The sequence below is a fragment of the Microvirga soli genome (assembly GCF_016734765.1).
GTDB classification, from domain to species: Bacteria; Pseudomonadota; Alphaproteobacteria; order Rhizobiales; family Beijerinckiaceae; genus Microvirga; species Microvirga soli.
Genome location: NZ_JAERQE010000003.1, coordinates 22,360 through 41,081, shown reverse-complemented (window position 1 = coordinate 41,081; position 18,722 = coordinate 22,360). Strand labels below are relative to the sequence as shown.

The 18,722-nt window shown below is 63.9% G+C and carries 16 protein-coding genes; 9 read left to right on the top strand and 7 right to left on the bottom strand.

Annotation, left to right across the window (positions count from 1 at the left end):
- Positions 1-116: 116 nt before the first annotated feature.
- Positions 117-2,009, bottom strand: coding sequence for a DNA primase (gene dnaG, locus JKL45_RS03985; protein WP_201859829.1), 1,893 nt, complete (start codon positions 2,007-2,009; stop codon positions 117-119).
- Between the two features lie 308 nt (positions 2,010-2,317).
- On the opposite strand from dnaG, the gene JKL45_RS03980 reads away from it, so the two are divergent.
- Positions 2,318-4,438, top strand: a complete 2,121-nt coding sequence (locus JKL45_RS03980; RefSeq protein ID WP_201859828.1) for a M10 family metallopeptidase C-terminal domain-containing protein — start codon at positions 2,318-2,320, stop codon at positions 4,436-4,438.
- A gap of 12 nt (positions 4,439-4,450) precedes the next feature.
- Positions 4,451-4,672 (top strand): hypothetical protein, encoded by a 222-nt coding sequence (locus tag JKL45_RS03975; protein ID WP_201859827.1) that lies wholly within the window; start codon positions 4,451-4,453, stop codon positions 4,670-4,672.
- A gap of 20 nt (positions 4,673-4,692) precedes the next feature.
- Here the strand turns inward: JKL45_RS03975 and JKL45_RS03970 are convergent, their stop codons facing one another.
- Both JKL45_RS03970 and JKL45_RS03965 read right to left on the bottom strand, forming a co-directional pair.
- Positions 4,693-6,870: a PAS domain-containing sensor histidine kinase gene (locus tag JKL45_RS03970; protein ID WP_201859826.1), complete on the bottom strand. Its 2,178-nt coding sequence runs from the start codon at positions 6,868-6,870 to the stop codon at positions 4,693-4,695.
- A 236-nt stretch (positions 6,871-7,106) separates the two neighbouring features.
- Positions 7,107-7,349 (bottom strand): hypothetical protein, encoded by a 243-nt coding sequence (locus JKL45_RS03965; protein ID WP_201859825.1) that lies wholly within the window; start codon positions 7,347-7,349, stop codon positions 7,107-7,109.
- Between the two features lie 164 nt (positions 7,350-7,513).
- Between JKL45_RS03965 and JKL45_RS03960 the strand changes: the two genes are divergently transcribed.
- Positions 7,514-8,269 carry an invasion associated locus B family protein gene (locus JKL45_RS03960; protein WP_201859824.1) on the top strand — a complete coding sequence of 252 codons (756 nt, stop codon included), beginning with the start codon at positions 7,514-7,516 and terminating at the stop codon, positions 8,267-8,269.
- Positions 8,270-8,342: 73 nt separating this feature from the next.
- Here the strand turns inward: JKL45_RS03960 and JKL45_RS03955 are convergent, their stop codons facing one another.
- Positions 8,343-8,801: a GatB/YqeY domain-containing protein gene (locus tag JKL45_RS03955; RefSeq protein WP_201859823.1), complete on the bottom strand. Its 459-nt coding sequence runs from the start codon at positions 8,799-8,801 to the stop codon at positions 8,343-8,345.
- Between the two features lie 142 nt (positions 8,802-8,943).
- On the opposite strand from JKL45_RS03955, the gene carA reads away from it, so the two are divergent.
- The 3 genes from carA to JKL45_RS03940 all read left to right on the top strand — a co-directional run bounded on the left by carA (position 8,944) and on the right by JKL45_RS03940 (position 11,271).
- The gene (gene carA / locus JKL45_RS03950) at positions 8,944-10,143 is read left to right on the top strand and encodes a glutamine-hydrolyzing carbamoyl-phosphate synthase small subunit (protein WP_201859822.1); all 1,200 of its coding nucleotides are present in this window, start codon (positions 8,944-8,946) and stop codon (positions 10,141-10,143) included.
- A 122-nt stretch (positions 10,144-10,265) separates the two neighbouring features.
- Entirely contained in the window at positions 10,266-10,640 is a 375-nt protein-coding gene (locus JKL45_RS03945) for a hypothetical protein (protein ID WP_190844304.1), read from the top strand.
- Positions 10,641-10,722: 82 nt separating this feature from the next.
- A complete protein-coding gene (locus JKL45_RS03940; RefSeq protein ID WP_201859821.1) occupies positions 10,723-11,271 on the top strand; it encodes a cupin domain-containing protein in 549 nt (182 codons plus the stop codon).
- A 68-nt stretch (positions 11,272-11,339) separates the two neighbouring features.
- Here the strand turns inward: JKL45_RS03940 and JKL45_RS03935 are convergent, their stop codons facing one another.
- Positions 11,340-11,759, bottom strand: a complete 420-nt coding sequence (locus tag JKL45_RS03935; protein ID WP_201859820.1) for an organic hydroperoxide resistance protein — start codon at positions 11,757-11,759, stop codon at positions 11,340-11,342.
- Between the two features lie 145 nt (positions 11,760-11,904).
- Here JKL45_RS03935 and JKL45_RS03930 point away from each other — a divergent pair, with 145 nt between their 5' ends.
- Entirely contained in the window at positions 11,905-12,369 is a 465-nt protein-coding gene (locus tag JKL45_RS03930) for a MarR family winged helix-turn-helix transcriptional regulator (protein ID WP_512699570.1), read from the top strand.
- Between the two features lie 23 nt (positions 12,370-12,392).
- Positions 12,393-13,118: a class I SAM-dependent methyltransferase gene (locus tag JKL45_RS03925; RefSeq protein WP_201859819.1), complete on the top strand. Its 726-nt coding sequence runs from the start codon at positions 12,393-12,395 to the stop codon at positions 13,116-13,118.
- Here the strand turns inward: JKL45_RS03925 and JKL45_RS03920 are convergent.
- Both JKL45_RS03920 and JKL45_RS03915 read right to left on the bottom strand, forming a co-directional pair.
- Positions 13,079-14,329: an MFS transporter gene (locus tag JKL45_RS03920; RefSeq protein WP_201859818.1), complete on the bottom strand. Its 1,251-nt coding sequence runs from the start codon at positions 14,327-14,329 to the stop codon at positions 13,079-13,081. The genes JKL45_RS03925 and JKL45_RS03920 overlap by 40 nt on opposite strands.
- Positions 14,330-14,500: 171 nt before the next feature.
- Entirely contained in the window at positions 14,501-14,896 is a 396-nt protein-coding gene (locus JKL45_RS03915; protein ID WP_201859817.1) for a GtrA family protein, read from the bottom strand.
- 255 nt (positions 14,897-15,151) lie between these two features.
- Here JKL45_RS03915 and carB point away from each other — a divergent pair, with 255 nt between their 5' ends.
- Positions 15,152-18,622, top strand: a complete 3,471-nt coding sequence (gene carB, locus JKL45_RS03910; protein ID WP_201859816.1) for a carbamoyl-phosphate synthase large subunit — start codon at positions 15,152-15,154, stop codon at positions 18,620-18,622.
- Positions 18,623-18,722: the final 100 nt, after the last annotated feature.

The following is an 18,722-nucleotide window of genomic DNA, read 5'->3' as shown; positions in this document are numbered from 1 at the left end:
CCACCCGAAATTCATTGCCAAGTATAAACAGTCAATCGTTTGACTAACCGTTAACCATCCCCTGTTCACCTTGCGACAGCCGCCCTGCCTGCCGCATTTTCTTGAAATCGAAACCGTCAGTGACCCCCGGGGACCCCTGCATCGTCCATGTCCGCCTCGGCACCTTCGACGGAGGACAGCTGGTTCTGGACCTCCCGCAGCCAGGCGAGATTGGCCTCATTGTCCTCTTCGGCGAGTGCGCGCTCCGCGGCTCGAAGTTCGCTATGTAACGTGCGTGCGCGGCGATGCAAGGTGATGGCTTGCCTCAATGCGTCCTCAAGACGCAAGGGATCCGCGTGTGGATCCAGCATCCACCGGTCGCCGGGACGGACCAGGGCCGTCAGCCTGTCGGCCTCGATCGTCAGACCGGCCCGCTCAAGACGGGCCCTCATAACAGACTGGTCGGCAGGTTCGCCGCTCGCCGCTCCATCGAGCAGGAGACTGCGCACCATTTGGGTAGAGCGGCGCTCAAGTTCAAGATCTGCAAGGGTTTCTGCATGATTTTGCAGGAGTTCCGGGTGGACCAGGAAGGTGCAGAGGATCATCGCCTCCCGGGGGCTTTCGGCCGTTCCGCCGGCAAAGAGCGCAGAGCGGGCAAGCATCGGCGAGACGCTCAAGGGGGAGCTCGGCGTCATCGGCTGAGGCTTCTGGAAATCACGCCGCGCTCCCCCGCCCTGACGGTTAAAGCGGTTCGGCCGGGTGTCGGGACTTAAGGCCGCCAGACGGCTCTGTACCTCCTCCCGGTAATATTTCTTCAGGGTTTCATCGCGAATCAGGGCAAGTGATTCGCGCAGGCGCCGTTCCAGAGCGGCCCGCCGCTCGGGGGTGTCGAGCGGCCCCGCCTCGAACTCCCGGGTCCAGAGCACGTCCACCAGGGGCCGAGCCGAGCTAAGCACCCGCTCTACGGCGGCAGGGCCACTGGCGCGGGCGAGATCGTCCGGGTCCTGACCCTCGGGCAGCATGGCAAAGCGCAGGGATTTCCCCGGCATCAGGTTCGGCAGGGCCACGTCGAGGGCCCGGTAGGCCGCCCGCTGGCCGGCCTTGTCGCCGTCGAAGCAGAGGATCGGCTCCTCGGCGAGGCGCCAGAGCAGCGTGAGCTGGTCCTCCGTGAGCGCCGTGCCCAGCGGCGCCACCGCATGGGGGAAGCCCGCGACGTTGAGCGAGATCACGTCCACATAGCCCTCGACCGCGATCACGGTGCCCCGGTCATGGGCCGGCTGGCGGGCGAGATGGTAGTTGTAGAGGAGCCGCCCCTTGTTGAAGAGCGGCGTGTCCGGGGAGTTGAGGTACTTGGCCGGAATGTCCGCGCTCATGGCGCGCCCGCCGAAGGCGATCACCCGGCCGCGCAGGTCGCAGATCGGGAACATCACCCGGTCGCGGAAGCGGTCGTAGGGAACCTTCACCTCCTCGCCGGCGATCAGAAGCCCCGCCTCCACCATCATGTCGATGGGCACGCCCTTGCCGGCGAGATGATCCCGCAGGGCAAAGCGCTCGGGCGGCGCATAGCCGATGCGGAACCGCGTCTGCGTGTCCCGGCTTAAAGTTCGACCGGCCAGATAGTCTCGCGCCTTGGTCCCGACCCTGTCCTGCAGCGAAGCCTCGAAGAATACGGCCGCCAGTTCCATGACGTCGTAGAGGCTCTTGCGCTTGACCTCCTCCTGCCTGTCCTCCTGGGACAGCTTGGGGAGCGGAACCCCCGCTTCGCCTGCCAGCCGTTCGACGGCCTCGGGGAAGGACAGCCCCTCGGTCTCCATCAGGAAGGTGAAGATGTCTCCGTGCTTGCCGGAGGAGAAGCAGTGGTAGAACTGCTTCTGGTCGTTCACGTAGAAGCTCGGCGTCTTCTCCGCGTTGAAGGGCGACAGCCCCTTCCATTCCCGCCCGGCCTTCTTGAGGCGCACGCGCTTGCCGACCACAGCCGAAACCGGCAGCCGGGCGCGGATCTCTTCCAAAATCTGGGGCGGGTATCGCACGAGGCGTCGGTCTCCAAACCTGTTGCATAACCTAGGGCGGCGGGGCGGGAGCGCAAAACAGAACGGTCAAGCTTTTCTGTGCCCATAATCCACAGGAGGCAGGCTCTGATCCCGCGCCAGCCCCCGTTGCAGCGCATCCGAAGGCGTCTTCTCAAGGCCCGCTTAACCGCTTACGCTGGGTGATTCGCCTGCCATGCAGGAGCCAAATTCGTAGACGTCGCGTAGTTTGTTTCAAGATTATTAACGGCCAAGCGCCAGCCTATAAGCATTGCAAAAACGACAACCAATGATTTTTGGAGCATGGATATATGCCCGCTGTTACGACAATTGGTTCAGCTAACGACGTTTACATTGATGGCCTTCTTGAAAACCTGAAATGGGCCGTCAGCAATTTCACCTACAGCTTCCCGAGAAGCGCATCCCTTTACGGCACATCCTATGGTGAGGGAGAGACCGCGACCTTCGGCATCCTGAGCTCCATCCAGCAGGCGACCGCCCGCACCGCCCTGTCGATGTTTGCCTCGGTGGCGAATGTCACCTTCACGGAGATCGCCGAAAGTACGACCGCCCATGCGGACCTGCGGTTCGGTCTGTCCAACGTGCCAGGCACTGCCTGGGCCTACTTTCCGACAACGGAGGACGAGGGGGGCGACGTCTGGCTCAACAAGTCGAGCGGCGCCTACAGCACACCCTTGAAGGGCAATTATGCCTTTCTGACCTTCATTCACGAGATCGGGCATGCCCTCGGGCTGGCGCACCCTCATGAGGCTGGCCTGCCGGTCAACCGTGACTCCATGGAGTACACGGTCATGAGCTACCGCTCCTATATCAACGCCTCGACGACAGACGGCTATCCCAACGAGACCTGGGGTTATGCCCAGTCGCTGATGATGCTCGACATTGCAGCCCTGCAGCATCTCTACGGTGCCGACTACACCACCAACAGCACCGATACCGTCTATCGCTGGAGCGCCACGACCGGCGAGATGTTCATCGATGGCGTCGGCCAGGGAGCCCCCGGCGGCAACCGGATCCTGCTGACGACATGGGACGGCGGCGGCAGCGACACCAATGACTTCTCGAATTACGGCAGCAACCTGAAGGTCGACCTGCAGCCTGGAAACTGGACCACTACGGCGGCGAACCAGCTCGCCAAGCTGCACCGCGACGGCTCGCGGCTTGCCGCCGGCAATATCGCCAATGCCCTGCTCCATCAAGGTGACACGCGCTCCCTCATCGAGAACGCCATAGGCGGAACGGGCGCGGACGTGATCGTCGGCAACCAGATTGCGAACACGCTCAAGGGCAATGCCGGTAACGACAGGCTGACCGGCGCGGCAGGCAACGACATGCTGGACGGAGGAACCGGGAGCGACACAGCCGTCTTCGCGAGCCGGCGCTCGGATTATGGCGTCACCCTGCTGGCCGACGGATCGCTGCAGGTCTCAGACCTGCGCACAGGCACACCGGACGGCAGTGACACCATTCGGTCCATCGAGATCGTCCGGTTCAGCGACAGAACCTACTCGCTTGCGGAACTGACCGCCGCCAAGCAGACGGTGACGAGTGAACCTCCCATCGTGGATGTCATCGTGGAAGAGCCGCCCGCGACGGACGAGACGCTTGTTACGGCGGCTCCCCTCGTCAGTCAGGATCTCGTGCTCACCGGCACAGTTGGTGCCGACAGCCTCATGGGCGAGGCTGGAAACGATTCTATTTACGGTCAGGCAGGATATGACATCCTGATCGGCGGATCGGGCGGCGACATCCTCGATGGCGGCGCCGGCATGGACACCGCCAGCTACGCGACGGCTGAGGCCGGCGTCATGGCGGATCTCATGGCCACGTTGCGGAACACGCAGGATGCTGCCGGGGATCGATATGTCAGCATCGAGAACCTGACGGGCAGCGCCTATGCCGATGTGCTGAAAGGCAACAATGCCGCGAACAAGCTCGCCGGCGGCTCCGGATCGGATTCTCTCTACGGCCGCGGCGGCTCCGACCGGCTCGACGGCGCCAGCGGCAACGACAACCTCGAGGGTGGTGCCGGCGCCGATATTCTGTACGGCTGCAGCGGCCGCGACACCCTATATGGTGGTTCAGGGGTCGATGTTCTGTCCGGCGGAACAGGTGCCGATGTCTTCGTCTTCAAATCGCGGGGCGAGAGCGCACCAGGCGCGCGGGATATCATCCAGGATTTCGTGTCCGGCACAGACAAAATCCATCTGCGCAGCATCGATGCCGACACGAAGGTCTCCGGAAACCAAGCCTTCTCGTTCATCGGCAGCAATGCCTTCACGCACAAGGCCGGGCAGTTGAAGTTCCACGGCGGCGTGTTGTCCGGCGACGTCAATGGCGACGCCGTGGCGGATTTCCAGATCCGGCTTTCGAAGGTCTTGTCCCTGAAGTCGGCGGACTTCTATCTGTGACGGGAGAGAGCCTTGAGCGAGTGGGTTGACTTCGAGCGGTGGAAGGACTGTTCGCAGCTCCAGCGGCCCGGCTATATTTTTGAGGTCAGGAATGCGGAGGGACAGAGCCTCTTCACGGCGTGCGATGTCCCTCTGAAGCTGCCCTCCGGCTGGACATCCGCTCCCGTACGGTTCCGGCTCGTGGAGGCTCCGAAGCCCCGGCATTCGGCACCGATCCCCAAGTCGCAATCGTGATGAAGCGAAAGCCGTAAGAACTAGACCATGCTGTCCGGCAGCGGAGCCTTGACCGTGCAGACGACGCCTGTGGGAACATAGGCGAGGCTCACCTCGCCGGCGAGTTCCTGCGCTAGGCTGCGCTCGATCAGCCTTGTGCCGAATCCCCTGCGCTCCGGCAACGCGACGGAAGGCCCTCCCCGCTCCTGCCAGCACAGGGTCAGCTGCCGCGGGCTGCCGGGCAGAACGGACCACGAGATCGACACCTGCCCTGCCGGTGCGGACAAGGCTCCATATTTCGCCGCGTTAGTCGCAAGCTCATGCACGGCCATGGACAGGGCCAGCGCCATACTCGGCGTCAACCGGACACGAGGCCCGTCGATGTGGCAGCGTCCATGCGATGGGCGGCAATAGGGCTCAATCACCTCGCCGACAATGTCGCGAAGCTCCGCCCCCTCCCAATTGTCGCGGGTGAGGATGTCATGGGCGCGGGCCAGGGCGAACAGGCGTTCCTGGAAGGCCGTGAAGTTCGGCCCGCTGGTGGAGTCTCTATCGCGGAAGCTCTGAGCAGCAATCGACTGCACGGTCGCCAGGGTATTCTTCACCCGGTGGTTCAGCTCGTTGATCAGCAGGCGCTGGCGTTCTTCCCACAGCTTGCGTTCGGTGATCTCGAAGGCAACGCCCGTTGCTTTGACCTGAGCGGTCCCGTCGGCTCCCGGCGTGACCTCCAGGTCCGCCCGGAGGAGCAGCCAATGATGGGAATTGTCCGGCCAGATGATCTCGATCTCTTCCTCGACGTAGCGTTCTCCCCGTCCGAGCGCGGCGGCGGCGGCGGCGCGGATCCGGTCTTGGGCTCCCGGCGCATAACGGGCCCTGATCTCCTCGATGGTCGGGTTCGCCCCCTCCGGGAAGCCAAGAAGACGGTTAAGTTCAGGAGAGGTCGTCACGGAGTTGGTGCGGGTGTCGGTTTCCCACACGGCCATCCGGCCAGCATCGAGAGCCAGACGCAGACTGGCCTCGCTCTGACGCAACGCCGCTTCGGCTTCCCGACGGGCCGTGAGGTCAATGCTCACCGAGGCAACCGTTTGCGGCCGTCCCGTCGCATCGTGGATCAAGGTCACGGTATTGCTGACCCAGACTTCCGAACCGTCCGGTCGAACGTAGCGCTTCTCGATCTCGAACGGTTCGCCGGACTCGACTGCATGCCGGAACAGGCGGACATTCTCGGGCAGGTCGTCGGGATGGGTGATGTCCTGCATGCGCCGGCCGCTCAGAAGCTCCTCTCGCGTGTAGCCGGATATTTCGCAGAAGCGGTCGTTCACGCGGAGAAAGTGCCCGGTCAGATCGACCTCGCCGAAGCCAGCGGCGGATTGGTCGAAGATCGCGGCGAAATGCGCTTCGCTCTCACGCAGAGCAGCCTCGCGTCGCTTGCGCTCGGTCAGATCGCGCGCCAGACCGATCCGCACCTTCTGGCCCTGCCAGATGCTGGGCCGGCCGACGAACTCGGCCGGAAAGACGGAGCCGTCCTTGCGGATCGCCTCGATCTCGTAAGGCTCCTCGCTATCATGTGCACCCTTCTCCTGAAGAAGGGCCGCGCTCTTGGGGCTCACGAAGGCCGTGCTGGGAAGCCCGATCACCTCGGCGACGCTGCCGTAACCGAAGATGCGGGCATAGGCCGGGTTGCAGTCGAGGATGATCTTGCCGTTGTGAACGACCACGCCTTCCCGGGTCTCCTCCGAGAAGAGCCGATACCGGGCTTCGCTTTCATGGAAGGCTGCTTCGGTCTCGACCTGCCGGGTGACATCGAAGCCCTGGGCAAAGATGCCCGTCACCCGGCCCTGATCGTTCACCACCGGCTGGTAGACGAAGTCCATGTATCGGGTTTCCGCCGGAGCGTTCGCCCGTCGCCGGAAAGCGACAGGCATCCGCCGCCCGATGAACGGCTCCCCAGTCGCATACACGTTATCGAGAAGCGCCACGGTGCCTTGCTCGTCCAGTTCGGGCAGCACATCGCGCACCCGCTGGCCGACAACCTCGTGCCGGCCGACGAGCTCGAGATAAGCCGTGTTGGCGAATTCGAAGACGTGTTCGGGCCCACTGACGATGGCGATCATCCCCGGCGCCTGCTGAAAGAAAAGCTGCAGGCGATCTCTCGGAGCATCCCCTGGAGCGCGCACGGAAGCGTCCGGCTTACCGTGCATTGCTCTCACCGGTGGCATGATCCTCCTGAGCCAGACGGACATCCCACGCATAACCCGCGTGGCAATTCCTCCCTCGCACCATCCCGGTGCTGGCAGACAGGACCCGCCTATGGGTCAGGAGAGCGTCGATCATGGTCTGCAAGGACATTAGGGAGAGGATCACGGAATCTTGAACCTGCCTAGCAGTAAAGCCGAAGCTTGAACATCAGACCATGGGGCCGATCGCTGCGGCGCTTCGCCCTGATCCGGGATCGCTAGAGGTTGAGGATCGGCAGAACTTTCGCGCTCCCATGCGCCTGGAGGTCGAGATCATAGGCCAGAACCTCCTCGTCCGTGAGTTCGCGCAGAGTCTCAGCCGAGGCCTGCGGCCCTGCTGCCTGTGCGGCCACCAGCTCGGCATCACGCTCGTCCCGGGCGACCACCACCAGGGGAGCGGTCTTGGGCTCCTGGCCGTCCGGCTGCGGTACCGTCACGGTTACACCGAATCCCTTGTTCATTCATGCTCTCCTGCAGGTGGGCCTTAACGACCCATCATCCAAATTCTGACATCAACCTCCCCGATAGACGGCCGATCCCCAAGGCGGGTTCCAGCCGAGCGCCACTCGGCTCCTGGGAGAGCCGGCCGATCACAGTTCAGTTCAACGAGAGGAAAACTCCCGAAATGCCCATCGCATCCCGCCTTCCTGGGGCCGTGATCGCCACCGCTCTGGCTCTCAGCCCCGTGCCGGGTCTGGCACAGACTTCAGGGCAGGCTCCGAAGCCGAAGCAGCCGGCGCAGAAAGAGCAGCCCGCACCGAAAAACCAGCAGGCCCGGCCCCCTGCCGCCGCTCCCGTATTGGTTCAACTCAAGGCGTCGCCGTCACAGCCGGAATGGACGAAGGTCTGCGCCAAGGATGAGGGCGCGAATGCGGAGATCTGCTACACGACGCGCGATTTCGTGACCGACAAGGGGCAGCGCATCGTTGCCGTGGCCCTCTATGATGTAAAGGCCAAGAACGCGCCGAAGACCCTGCGAATCCTGATGCCGCTGGGCCTGCTCGTGCCGCCCGGCATCCGGATCTCCGCGGAGAAGAGCCAGCCCCTGGCCGGCCGATACTCCACCTGCTTCCCGCATGGCTGCTTCGCGGAAGCGGCCGTGAAGGACGACCTCGTCGCTGCCCTCAAGAAGGGAACGGCCCTGAATGTCAGCGCCCGGAACCAAGCCGGCAAGGAGGTGACCTTTGCCATACCGACGGACGGTTTCGGCAAGGCCTTCGATGGGCCGCCCGTCGATCCGCAGGTCCTGGCCGAGCAGCAGAAGAAGATCCAGGAGGAGCTTCAGAAGCGGGCGGAAGAGCAACGCGGCCGGATGGGCAATGTCGGCAATCCCGACCAGGCGCCCGAGGCGAATGCGGGAGCGCCTGCGGCCAAGCCATAAGAGCCCAGGCAGACTTCCCCTCCCGTCATGGCCGGCACAAGGCCGGCCATGACGAATGCAGTACGGGAATGACTTAGCCCTTCGGCAGCATGTCCTTCACCAGGCCGCTCGCCTTGGCGAAGTCCATGCGGCCGGCATACTTGCCGCGCAGAACACCGACGACCTTGCCCATGTCCTTCATGGAGGCGGCGCCGGTCTCGGCGATGGCGGCCTCGATGGCGGCCTTGGTCTCGGCCTCGTCCATCTGCTGCGGCAGGTAGGAGGTGATGACCGTCACCTCGTCCTTTTCCTGCTGGGCGAGCTCGGTGCGACCGCCCTGCTCGTACATGGTGATCGATTCCTGGCGCTGCTTCACCATTTTCTGCAGCATGGCCAGGATCTCCTCGTCGGAGAGCGGCTCCTTGCCGTTGCCGCGGGCCTCGATGTCCTTGTCCTTGAGGGCGGCCTGGATCAGGCGAATGGCACCCAGGCGCCCCTTTTCCCCAGCCTTCATGGCCTCCTTCATGTCGGCGGTGAAACGTTCGCGCAGCATGGATATCTCCTTGGTTTTCGGTCGCTTGAGCGTTGACTGACGGCGACCGGCCCCTTAAGTCACGCAGGACAGTTCAAGGGCGGCCCGGATGCGGCCTGCTCAAGCACGGCCCATTGGCCCCGGACTTAAAGAGATCATGACGATGCTGCAAGACAAAGACACGGCGGGTGGCTGGGCAGAGCCGCGCGCGACGGCCGTTCTCGTGCTCCAGGACGGCACGGTTCTCGAGGGCTTCGGCATCGGCGCCTTGGGCGAGGCGACCGGCGAGGTCTGCTTCAACACCGCCATGACCGGCTACCAGGAGATCCTGACGGACCCCTCCTACGCCGGCCAGATCATCACCTTCACCTTCCCGCATATCGGCAACGTGGGCACCAACGAGGAAGACACCGAGAGCGTCAACGCCGCCTCCTCCTCGGGCGTGCGCGGTGTCGTGCTGGCGGCCTCGATTACCGAGCCGTCCAACTGGCGCGCCTCCCGCGACCTCGACGCCTGGCTGAAAGCGCGCCAGATCGTGGGCCTCACCGGAATCGACACCCGGGCGCTGACGGCCCTGATCCGCGACAGGGGCATGCCCAATGCGGTCATCGCCCATGATCCCGAAGGCAATTTCGACATCGAGGCCCTGAAGGCCAAGGCCGCGGCCCTCCCGTCCATGGACGGACAGGACCTCGTGCCGCTGGTCACCAGCGGCCAGCGCTTCGACTGGGACGAGACCACCTGGAACCGGGGCGAAGGCTATGGCCACCAGGACGGCTCCCATAAGCACCATGTGGTTGCCATCGATTACGGGGTGAAGCGCAACATCCTGCGGCTGCTGGCCGAGGCCGGCTGCAAGGTCACGGTCGTGCCTGCCACCGCCACGGCCGAGGACGTGCTGGCATTGAAGCCCGATGGCGTGTTCCTCTCCAACGGCCCCGGCGATCCGGCCGCCACCGGCGAATATGCCGTGCCGGTCATCCGCAAGGTGCTGGACGAGAAGATTCCGACCTTCGGCATCTGCCTCGGCCACCAGATGCTGAGCCTAGCCGTGGGCGCCAAGACGAAGAAGATGCACCAGGGCCATCACGGGGCGAACCACCCGGTGAAGGACAGGACCACCGGCAAGGTGGAGATCACCTCCATGAACCACGGCTTCGCAGTAGATCCGGAGACCCTGCCGAAGAACGCGGTGGAGACCCACGTGTCCCTGTTCGACGGCTCCAATTGTGGCATCTCGCTGACTGACCGCCCGGCCTTCTCGGTGCAGTACCACCCGGAGGCCTCGCCCGGCCCGCAGGACAGCCACTATCTGTTCGACCGCTTTGTGCAGTTGATGGATCAGAAGAAAACCCAAGCCTGACAATCATAGAGGCTGGCGCCGCGACAAACGGGTCGGTTGCGCCAGCCGCCCAAATCACGCTAACCGATCATTAACCATAAAACGAAAATGATCTCGGGCCTTGATTTGGGGGTATTTCAACCATGAATTTCGATGACGATTCCGGCGAGTTCAGCCGGCTGCACAACCTGTTCACGTTCCACCTCGGCATCGCCGTCACGCTCTCCTGGCTGACCTCGCTCTATGCCGCCTTCTATGCTCCGTGGGTGCGCAACATCCGCCCGCTGATCGACCCTGCGAATGTGGGCCCGGTCGAGAGCACCTGGTCGTACCTCTTCATTTTCCCGGTGGTGCTCACCACGGCCTGGCTGATCTCGATCTTCGGCCAGAACCTGTTTGCGCAGTTCCGCATCTTCAAGAACCAGATCATCGAGTTCGCCTTCGCGGCGATGGTGGCCTTCGGCATGTTCTACCTGTCCATCGACCGCGCCGTCGCGGCGATGCTCATCGGCATGTAAAGTCTGACAGGTTTTCAAACAGCTCCGCTCGATCTTTCGCCTGTACTAGGCGTTCACTCCCGACCGGAAAAGGGAGAGACGCATGGCGCAGGCGAAAGGATATGGCGATCCGCGGGGCTACAACGCACCGCTCGGAACGGACACTTACGTCTTCCGCAGCAACGGCATCGTGCCGAATTCATCGCTGCCGCTGATCGTCCGCCGCGGGGCGATCCCGCCCTCTCAGGATGACCCGACCAAGGCCTTCAAGGCGACCTTCGCCAAGAACGGCTGGACGAACGCCTGGCTCGACAGCATCCACGATTATCACCACTACCACCCCAACACCCATGAGGTGCTCGGCATCGTGTCGGGTTCGGGCCAGATCCGCTTCGGCGGGGAGGATGGCGATCTCGTCTCCGTCACGAAGGGCGATGTGGTTGTCGTTCCGGCCGGCGTCGCGCATGCGCTCGTCAACGCCAGCGACGACTTTGCCGTCGTCGGCGCCTATCCGAACGGAGCCGATTACGACACCGTGCGCGACGATCCCAAGGCGCTGGCCTCCTCACAGCAGCGCATTGCCCAGGTTCCCTTGCCGGATTCGGATCCGGTTGACGGTGCCGACGGGCCGCTTACGAAGCTGTGGACCTGAGCAAGAAAAAGGCCCCCTGCCCGATGAGCAGGAGGCCTTCGCCCCTACGGCGTCGATAGATTTTTTTATTAGGCCGACAGCGTAACCTGAACGTTGCCGCGGATGGCGTGCGAATACGGGCACACCACGTCGGCCTTGTGCAGCAGGTCTGTCGCCTGCTCCTGAGGCAGCCCCGGCAGGCTGGCCTTCAGCTCGACCACCAGCCCGAAGCCCGCTCCGTCGTCACGCTTGCCGATGCCCACCTTGGCCTCGACATGGGTCTCCGCCGGGAGCGCCACCTTGTTCTGGGCGGCCACGAACTTCAGGGCGCCCAGGAAGCAGGCGGAATAGCCGGCTGCGAAGAGCTGCTCCGGGTTGGTCCCCTCGCCGCCCGCGCCGCCGAGCTCCTTCGGCGTGGAGAGGCGAACCTCCAGCTTTCCGTCGTTGGAAGCGGCAACGCCTTCGCGCCCACCCTGGGCTGAGGCATGGGCTGTGTAGAGAGGGGTCATCGGAAAGCTCCTTGGATTGTCACACCTGACCGGCAGGCTGCCAAACTGCACGATTACAATTCAATTGCGTACAATCTATATCGACCTATAAACCGCAATTAGATTGTGCGCAACCTATTTCTTTCGTAAGTTGGGTGCAGTGGAGATGATGATGACAAAATCCAGCCCCTTGGCGCTGAGCAACCAGTTATGCTTCGCCTTCTATTCCGTCTCCCATGCGTTCAGCCGGGCCTATCGCCCGTTCCTGGACCCGCTCGGCCTCACCTATCCCCAATACGTTGTTCTGCTGGTGCTCTGGGAGCAGGACGGGCTCACCGTGAGGGAGATCGGGGATCGGCTGTTTCTCGATTCCGGCACCCTGACCCCGCTGCTGAAACGCCTTGAGGCCGCCGGCCACATCCGCCGGGCGCGGGACAAGAAGGACGAGCGGCAGGTCCGCATTTCCCTCACTGAGATGGGCCGCACCCTGCGAGAGAACGCCGAAGAGATCCCCCGGCAGGTCGGCTGCATGCTGGGCCTGCCCGTCGATGAACTTCGCGCACTGACCGAGCAGGTTGCGAAACTGCGCGGCAGGCTTCATGACTCGGCCTCGCTTTTGGCGAAATCCTGAACCGAGCAGGGAAAGCTTTATCGATGGACTGGCGCGACTACTGGAATCAGGACACGCCGATCTACACGGGCGAGCGGCACAAGCTGCTGCATTACCGCTTGATCGCCAACGACATCATCGGTCTCATTCCCTCCCCCGATGCGATGGTGCTCGATTATGGCTGCGGCGAGGCGCTGTTTGCCGACAAGATCGCGGCGAAATGCGCCCGCCTCACTTTAAGCGATGCAGCGCCGCTGGTGCGTGAGCGCCTGAACGAGCGGTTCAAGGGCAACGGACGGATCACGGTGCTGTCGACGGACGATGTCGCCGATCTGCCGGACGCCTCCTTCGATCTCATCATCGTGAACTCCCTCGTCCAGTACCTTTCCCTGGATGAATTCCGCGCTCTTCTGAGGCTCGCGCATGACAAGCTGAAGGAGGATGGGAGGCTGATCCTCGGCGACATCATCCCGCCCGACATCAGCCCCGTGACCGATGCCAGGGCGCTGCTCTCCTTCGCCTGGCAGGGCGGCTTCCTGCGCTCGGCGCTGACCGGCCTCGCCCGCACGGTTTTCTCCGAGTACCGCAAGATCCGCGAGGAAGTCGGGCTGGCGCAGTACAGAGAGGAGGAGATCGTGGATCTCCTAGAGGATGCCGGGTTCACGCCGGAGCGCTCGCTACGCAATCTCGGGCACAATCAGGCCCGCATGACCTTCGTGGGCCGCCCCGCTCAGGCTCGCGAGATCGACGAGGATCTGACGGAGCGCTGATCGCTTGCCAGCGACAGGCCGAACACGACGAGGCCTGCGGCTGCCAGAACCGCGCCAACCCATCCGGTCGATTCGAAGCCGTAACCGGCCGCAATCGCGAGACCGCCGAGCCAGGCGCCGAGCGCATTGGCGATGTTGAAGGCGGAGTGGTTGAGGGCCGCCGCAAGCGTCTGCGCGTCCGCCGCCACATCCATGAGCCGGGTCTGGAGCGCGGGACCGATGGCGACGCTGCAACCGACGAGGAACACGCAGGCCGAGAGCATGGTGGGGTTTTCGGCGGTGAGCCAGAGCACCGTCATCACCACCACGCTGCCGGCGAGCGTTCCGCCGATGGTGGCCATCAGGTTCTTGTCGGCAAGCCACCCGCCCACGAGATTGCCCGCGATCATGCCGGAGCCGAACAGGGCCATCATGATGGGAACGGCGCTCTCGGGCATTCCGGCCACCTGGGTGGCTGTCGATGCGATATAGGAGAATACGGAAAACAGGCCGCCGAAACCCACGGCTCCGATGCCGAGGGTGAACCAGACCTGCTTGCGCCTGAAGGCGCCGAGTTCCCGCATGGGGCTTGCGCCCTCCTGCACCTTGTCCTTCGGCAGGAACAGCCAGATCAGCAGCACGGTCAGCGCGCCCATGACGCCGACAGCCGCGAAGGCGATGCGCCAGCTGACGGCCTGCCCGAAGAAGGTCGCCACCGGCGTGCCGAGCAGGGTCGCCACGGTGAGGCCCAGCATGACGCGGGCGACGGCCTGAGTGCGCTTGTTGGGCCGCACCAGGGATGCGGCCACCAATGCCGCAACGCCGAAATAAGCTCCGTGCGGCAGGCCCGTGAGGAAGCGCAGAAGCACGAAGGATTCGAAGCTCGGCGCAACGGCGCTCACAACGTTGCCGACAGCGAAGACCGCCATGAGAATCAGCAGCAGCGTCTGGCGCGCCAGCTTTGCCGCCAGCACGGCAATGATGGGCGCGCCCACCACGACGCCGAGCGCATAGGCGCTGATCGCGTATCCGGCCTCAGGCGTGGTGACGTTGAACTCCTGGGCCACGTTGGGCAGCAGCCCCATGATGGCGAACTCGCCGGTCCCGATGCCGAAGCTGCCGACGGCGAGCGCCAGCTCGATCAGGGCCACCGCAAGGCGGGAGCGGGGAACGGCCGCGGCCTTGTCGTCCGCGGCGAGGCGAACTTCCTCGGCAATGGCCATGTCGGACATGAGGCTTCAGACTTTCGGCGATGGGATGATTGAACGCGAGGCGGGACGGATGCCGCATTCTCGTGACCGTTATATTGCACCGCAAGGAGATTTGCGGGACCCGCCCTAATGCAGCCCTGGGCTGCGCTAGAAGCTTGGACCCTCGACATTGCTCACCAAAAGCAAGTGGGCCTAGGCAAATGTCCAAATCCTATGCGCCATAAAGCTCCAGATCATCACCACCCCGGTGGTGATGATCTGCGACGGCAGATAAGGCCCTTCGAGCCACACCGTGAAAGCATGCATCAAAAACCAGGTCACCAGGAAGCCGACGAAGGCCACCACGGCGAAGCGCCAGGTCGCCTCCCGGTGCGGCCGCTCGCTGCCATAGGTGTGCCGGCGGTTGAGCACATAGGACACCAACCCTCCCGCCACATAACCGGCCAGCGTCGCCGACACCGGGTGAAGGCTGGCGCCCTCCACGAGACCGATCAGGAGCCCATAATGGACGACAGCCGCCACAAGGCCCACGCCGAAGAAGGCGGTGAACTGGCGAGCCAAGTGATGGAGGGGTTTGGAGGCGGTCACGGTGCTTCGATAGCGGCTTCCGCCCCGCCCGTCACCCCTCGCCTGAACGGGGCCGTATGATCCCGGCTCCCCGATGACCCACCCTCGGCGGATCGTACCGCATGGGCATAGCCTGTCTAAATCATGGCTCAGGCCTTTGAATTTGCCCAAGGTCCGTGTAAGAGCCTCTCTCAACCTATAATCCGATCACATCCCGGCTGCGCTTGAAGCGCCGTAGCTCTACGGCCGCGCGGCTGGACACGCCTGGGTGGCCCAATGCCGAAGCGGACAGACATCTCCTCCATTCTCATCGTCGGCGCCGGTCCGATCATCATCGGCCAGGCCGTGGAGTTCGATTATTCGGGCACCCAGGCCGTCAAGGCCCTGAAGGAGGAAGGCTACCGCATCATCCTGGTGAACTCGAACCCCGCCACGATCATGACGGATCCGGATCTCGCGCACGCCACCTACGTGGAGCCGATCACGCCCGAGATCGTCGCCAAGATCATCGAGAAGGAGCGCCCCGACGCGATCCTGCCCACCATGGGCGGCCAGACCGCGCTGAACTGCGCCCTTTCGCTGAAGAAGATGGGCGTGCTCGACAAGTTCAACGTGGAGATGATCGGCGCCACGGCCGAGGCCATCGACAAGGCCGAGGACCGCCAGCTCTTCCGCGAGGCCATGACCAAGATCGGCCTCGACACGCCCAAATCCCGCCTTGCCAATGCTTCTGCCCTGAAGAAGGCCGACCGCGACGCCTATCTCGCCGAGCTCGCCCGCATGGAAGCGCTCGACATCCATCCGGGCGACAAGAAGCGGATGATCGCCGCCTACAAGCTCAAGTGGGACGCAGGCGAGAACGAGCGGCGCAAGCGTTATCAGGAGCACGCCCTGGGCGAAGCCCTGCTGGCCCTGGCCGAAGTGGGCCTGCCGGCCATCATCCGCCCGTCCTTCACCATGGGCGGCACCGGCGGCGGCATTGCCTATAACCGCGAGGAGTTCCTCAGCATCGTGGAAGGCGGCCTGGACGCTTCGCCCACCAACGAGGTGCTGATCGAGGAGAGCGTGCTCGGCTGGAAGGAGTACGAGATGGAGGTCGTCCGCGACAAGGCGGACAACTGCATCATCATCTGCTCCATCGAGAATTTCGACCCGATGGGCGTGCACACCGGCGACTCGATCACTGTCGCGCCGGCGCTGACGCTCACCGACAAGGAATACCAGATCATGCGCGACGCCTCGCTGGCGGTTTTGCGCGAGATCGGCGTCGAAACCGGCGGCTCGAACGTGCAGTTCGCGATCAACCCGGAGAACGGGCGCATGATCGTGATCGAGATGAACCCGCGCGTGTCGCGCTCCTCGGCGCTCGCCTCCAAGGCCACGGGCTTCCCCATCGCCAAGGTCGCGGCGAAGCTCGCCGTCGGCTACACGCTGGACGAGATCGCCAACGATATTACCGGCGGCGCCACGCCTGCCTCTTTCGAGCCGACCATCGACTACGTGGTCACCAAGATCCCGCGCTTCGCCTTTGAGAAGTTCCCCGGCGCCTCGACGACCCTGACCACAGCCATGAAGTCTGTGGGCGAGGCCATGGCGATCGGCCGCTCCTTCCCGGAATCGCTGCAGAAGGCGCTGCGCTCGCTGGAGACCGGCCTTACGGGCCTCGACGAGATCGAGATCGAGGGCATGGGCAAGGGCGACGACCGCAATGCCATCAAGGCCGCCATCGGCACCCCGACCCCGGACCGGATCCTGAAGGTCGCCCAGGCCCTGCGCCTCGGCATCAGCCATGAGGAGGTCCATGCCTCCTGCAGGATCGATCCCTGGTTCCTGGAGCAGCTCCAGGACATCATCGACATGGAAGCCAAGGTGAAGGCCCATGGCCTGCCGCAGACGCCCGGCGCCTTCCGCCAGATCAAGGCGCTCGGCTTCTCGGATGCGCGCCTCGCCGTGCTCACCCACAAGTCCGAAACCGAAGTCCGCGAGCTGCGCCGGTCGCTCTCCGTGCGACCGGTCTTCAAGCGCATCGACACCTGCGCGGCCGAATTCGCTTCGCCCACCGCCTACATGTACTCGACCTATACCGCCCCGTTCGCGGGGACTCCTGCGGACGAGTCCAATCCGTCCGACGCCAAGAAGGTCATCATCCTCGGCGGCGGCCCGAACCGGATCGGCCAGGGCATCGAGTTCGATTACTGCTGCTGTCATGCCTGCTTCGCGCTGAAGGACGCGGGCTATGAGACCATCATGATCAACTGCAACCCGGAGACGGTCTCGACCGACTACGACACCTCCGACCGGCTCTATTTCGAGCCGCTGACGCAGGAAGACGTGCTGGAGATCATCGAGACCGAGCGCTCCAAGGGCACGCTCCACGGCGTGATCGTGCAGTTCGGCGGCCAGACCCCGCTCAAGCTCGCCCGCGCCCTGGAAGAGGCTGACGTGCCGATCCTCGGCACCTCGCCGGATGCCATCGACCTCGCAGAGGACCGCGATCGGTTCAAGCGCCTTCTCGACAAGCTGCACCTGAAGCAGCCCAAGAACGGCATCGCCTATTCGGTGGAGCAGGCCCGCCTGATTGCCGCCGAACTCGGCCTACCCTTCGTGGTGCGTCCTTCGTATGTGCTCGGCGGCCGGGCCATGGCGATCATCCGCGACGAGGCACAGTTCGAGGATTACCTCCTCGGCACCCTGCCCAGCCTGATTCCGTCCGACGTCAAGGCCCGCTACCCCAACGACAAGACCGGCCAGATCAACACGGTGCTGGGCAAGAACCCGCTGCTCTTCGACCGCTACCTCTCGGACGCCATCGAGGTGGACGTGGACTGCCTCTGCGACGGGAAGGAAACTTTCATCGCCGGCATCATGGAGCACATCGAGGAGGCAGGCATCCATTCGGGCGATTCCGCCTGCTCGCTTCCGCCCCGCTCCTTGTCGCCGGAGATCATCGCCGAGCTGGAGCGCCAGACCAAGGCCCTGGCGCTTGCTCTCGAGGTCGGTGGCCTGATGAACGTGCAATATGCCATCAAGGACGGCACGATCTACGTGCTGGAAGTGAACCCCCGCGCCTCGCGCACGGTGCCTTTCGTGGCCAAGGTGATCGGCGAGCCCGTTGCCAAGATCGCGGCTCGCATCATGGCCGGCGAGAGCTTGGCGACGTTCGGCCTCACGCCGAAGGAGCTGTCGCACATCGCCGTGAAGGAGGCCGTGTTCCCCTTCAACCGCTTCCCGGGCGTAGACGTGCTGCTCGGGCCCGAGATGCGCTCCACCGGCGAGGTCATCGGTCTCGACCGGGGCTTCGGGGTAGCCTTCGCCAAGAGTCAGCTCGGCGCCGGAAGCCAGCTGCCGAAGACCGGCACCCTGTTCGTGTCGATCCGCGACTCGGACAAGCCGCGCATCCTCCCGGCGGTGAAGATGCTCGAGGAGGCCGGATTCCAGATCGTGGCCACCGCCGGCACCCAGCGGTACCTCGAGGAGCAGGGCGTCAAGGCGAAGCGCATCAATAAGGTGCTCGAAGGCCGTCCCCATGTGGTCGATGCCATGAAGAACGGCGACATCCAGCTCGTCTTCAACACCACCGAAGGCGCCGGCGCCCTGTCGGATTCCCGGTCGTTAAGACAAGCTGCCCTCTTGCATAAGATACCTTACTACACCACTCTTGCAGGAGCGGTCGCCGCAGCTGAGGGCATCAAGGCATACCTCAGCGGCGATCTCGAAGTTCGGGCGCTTCAGGAATACTTTGCCTGAGGCATCCGGCCTCACATTGGAACTGCGAAGCTTCTGGTAAGTTTTCGTTGACATGCGAGGGCGCTGGCGACAGCGGCCTCGTACCTCTTTTTGGACGAGA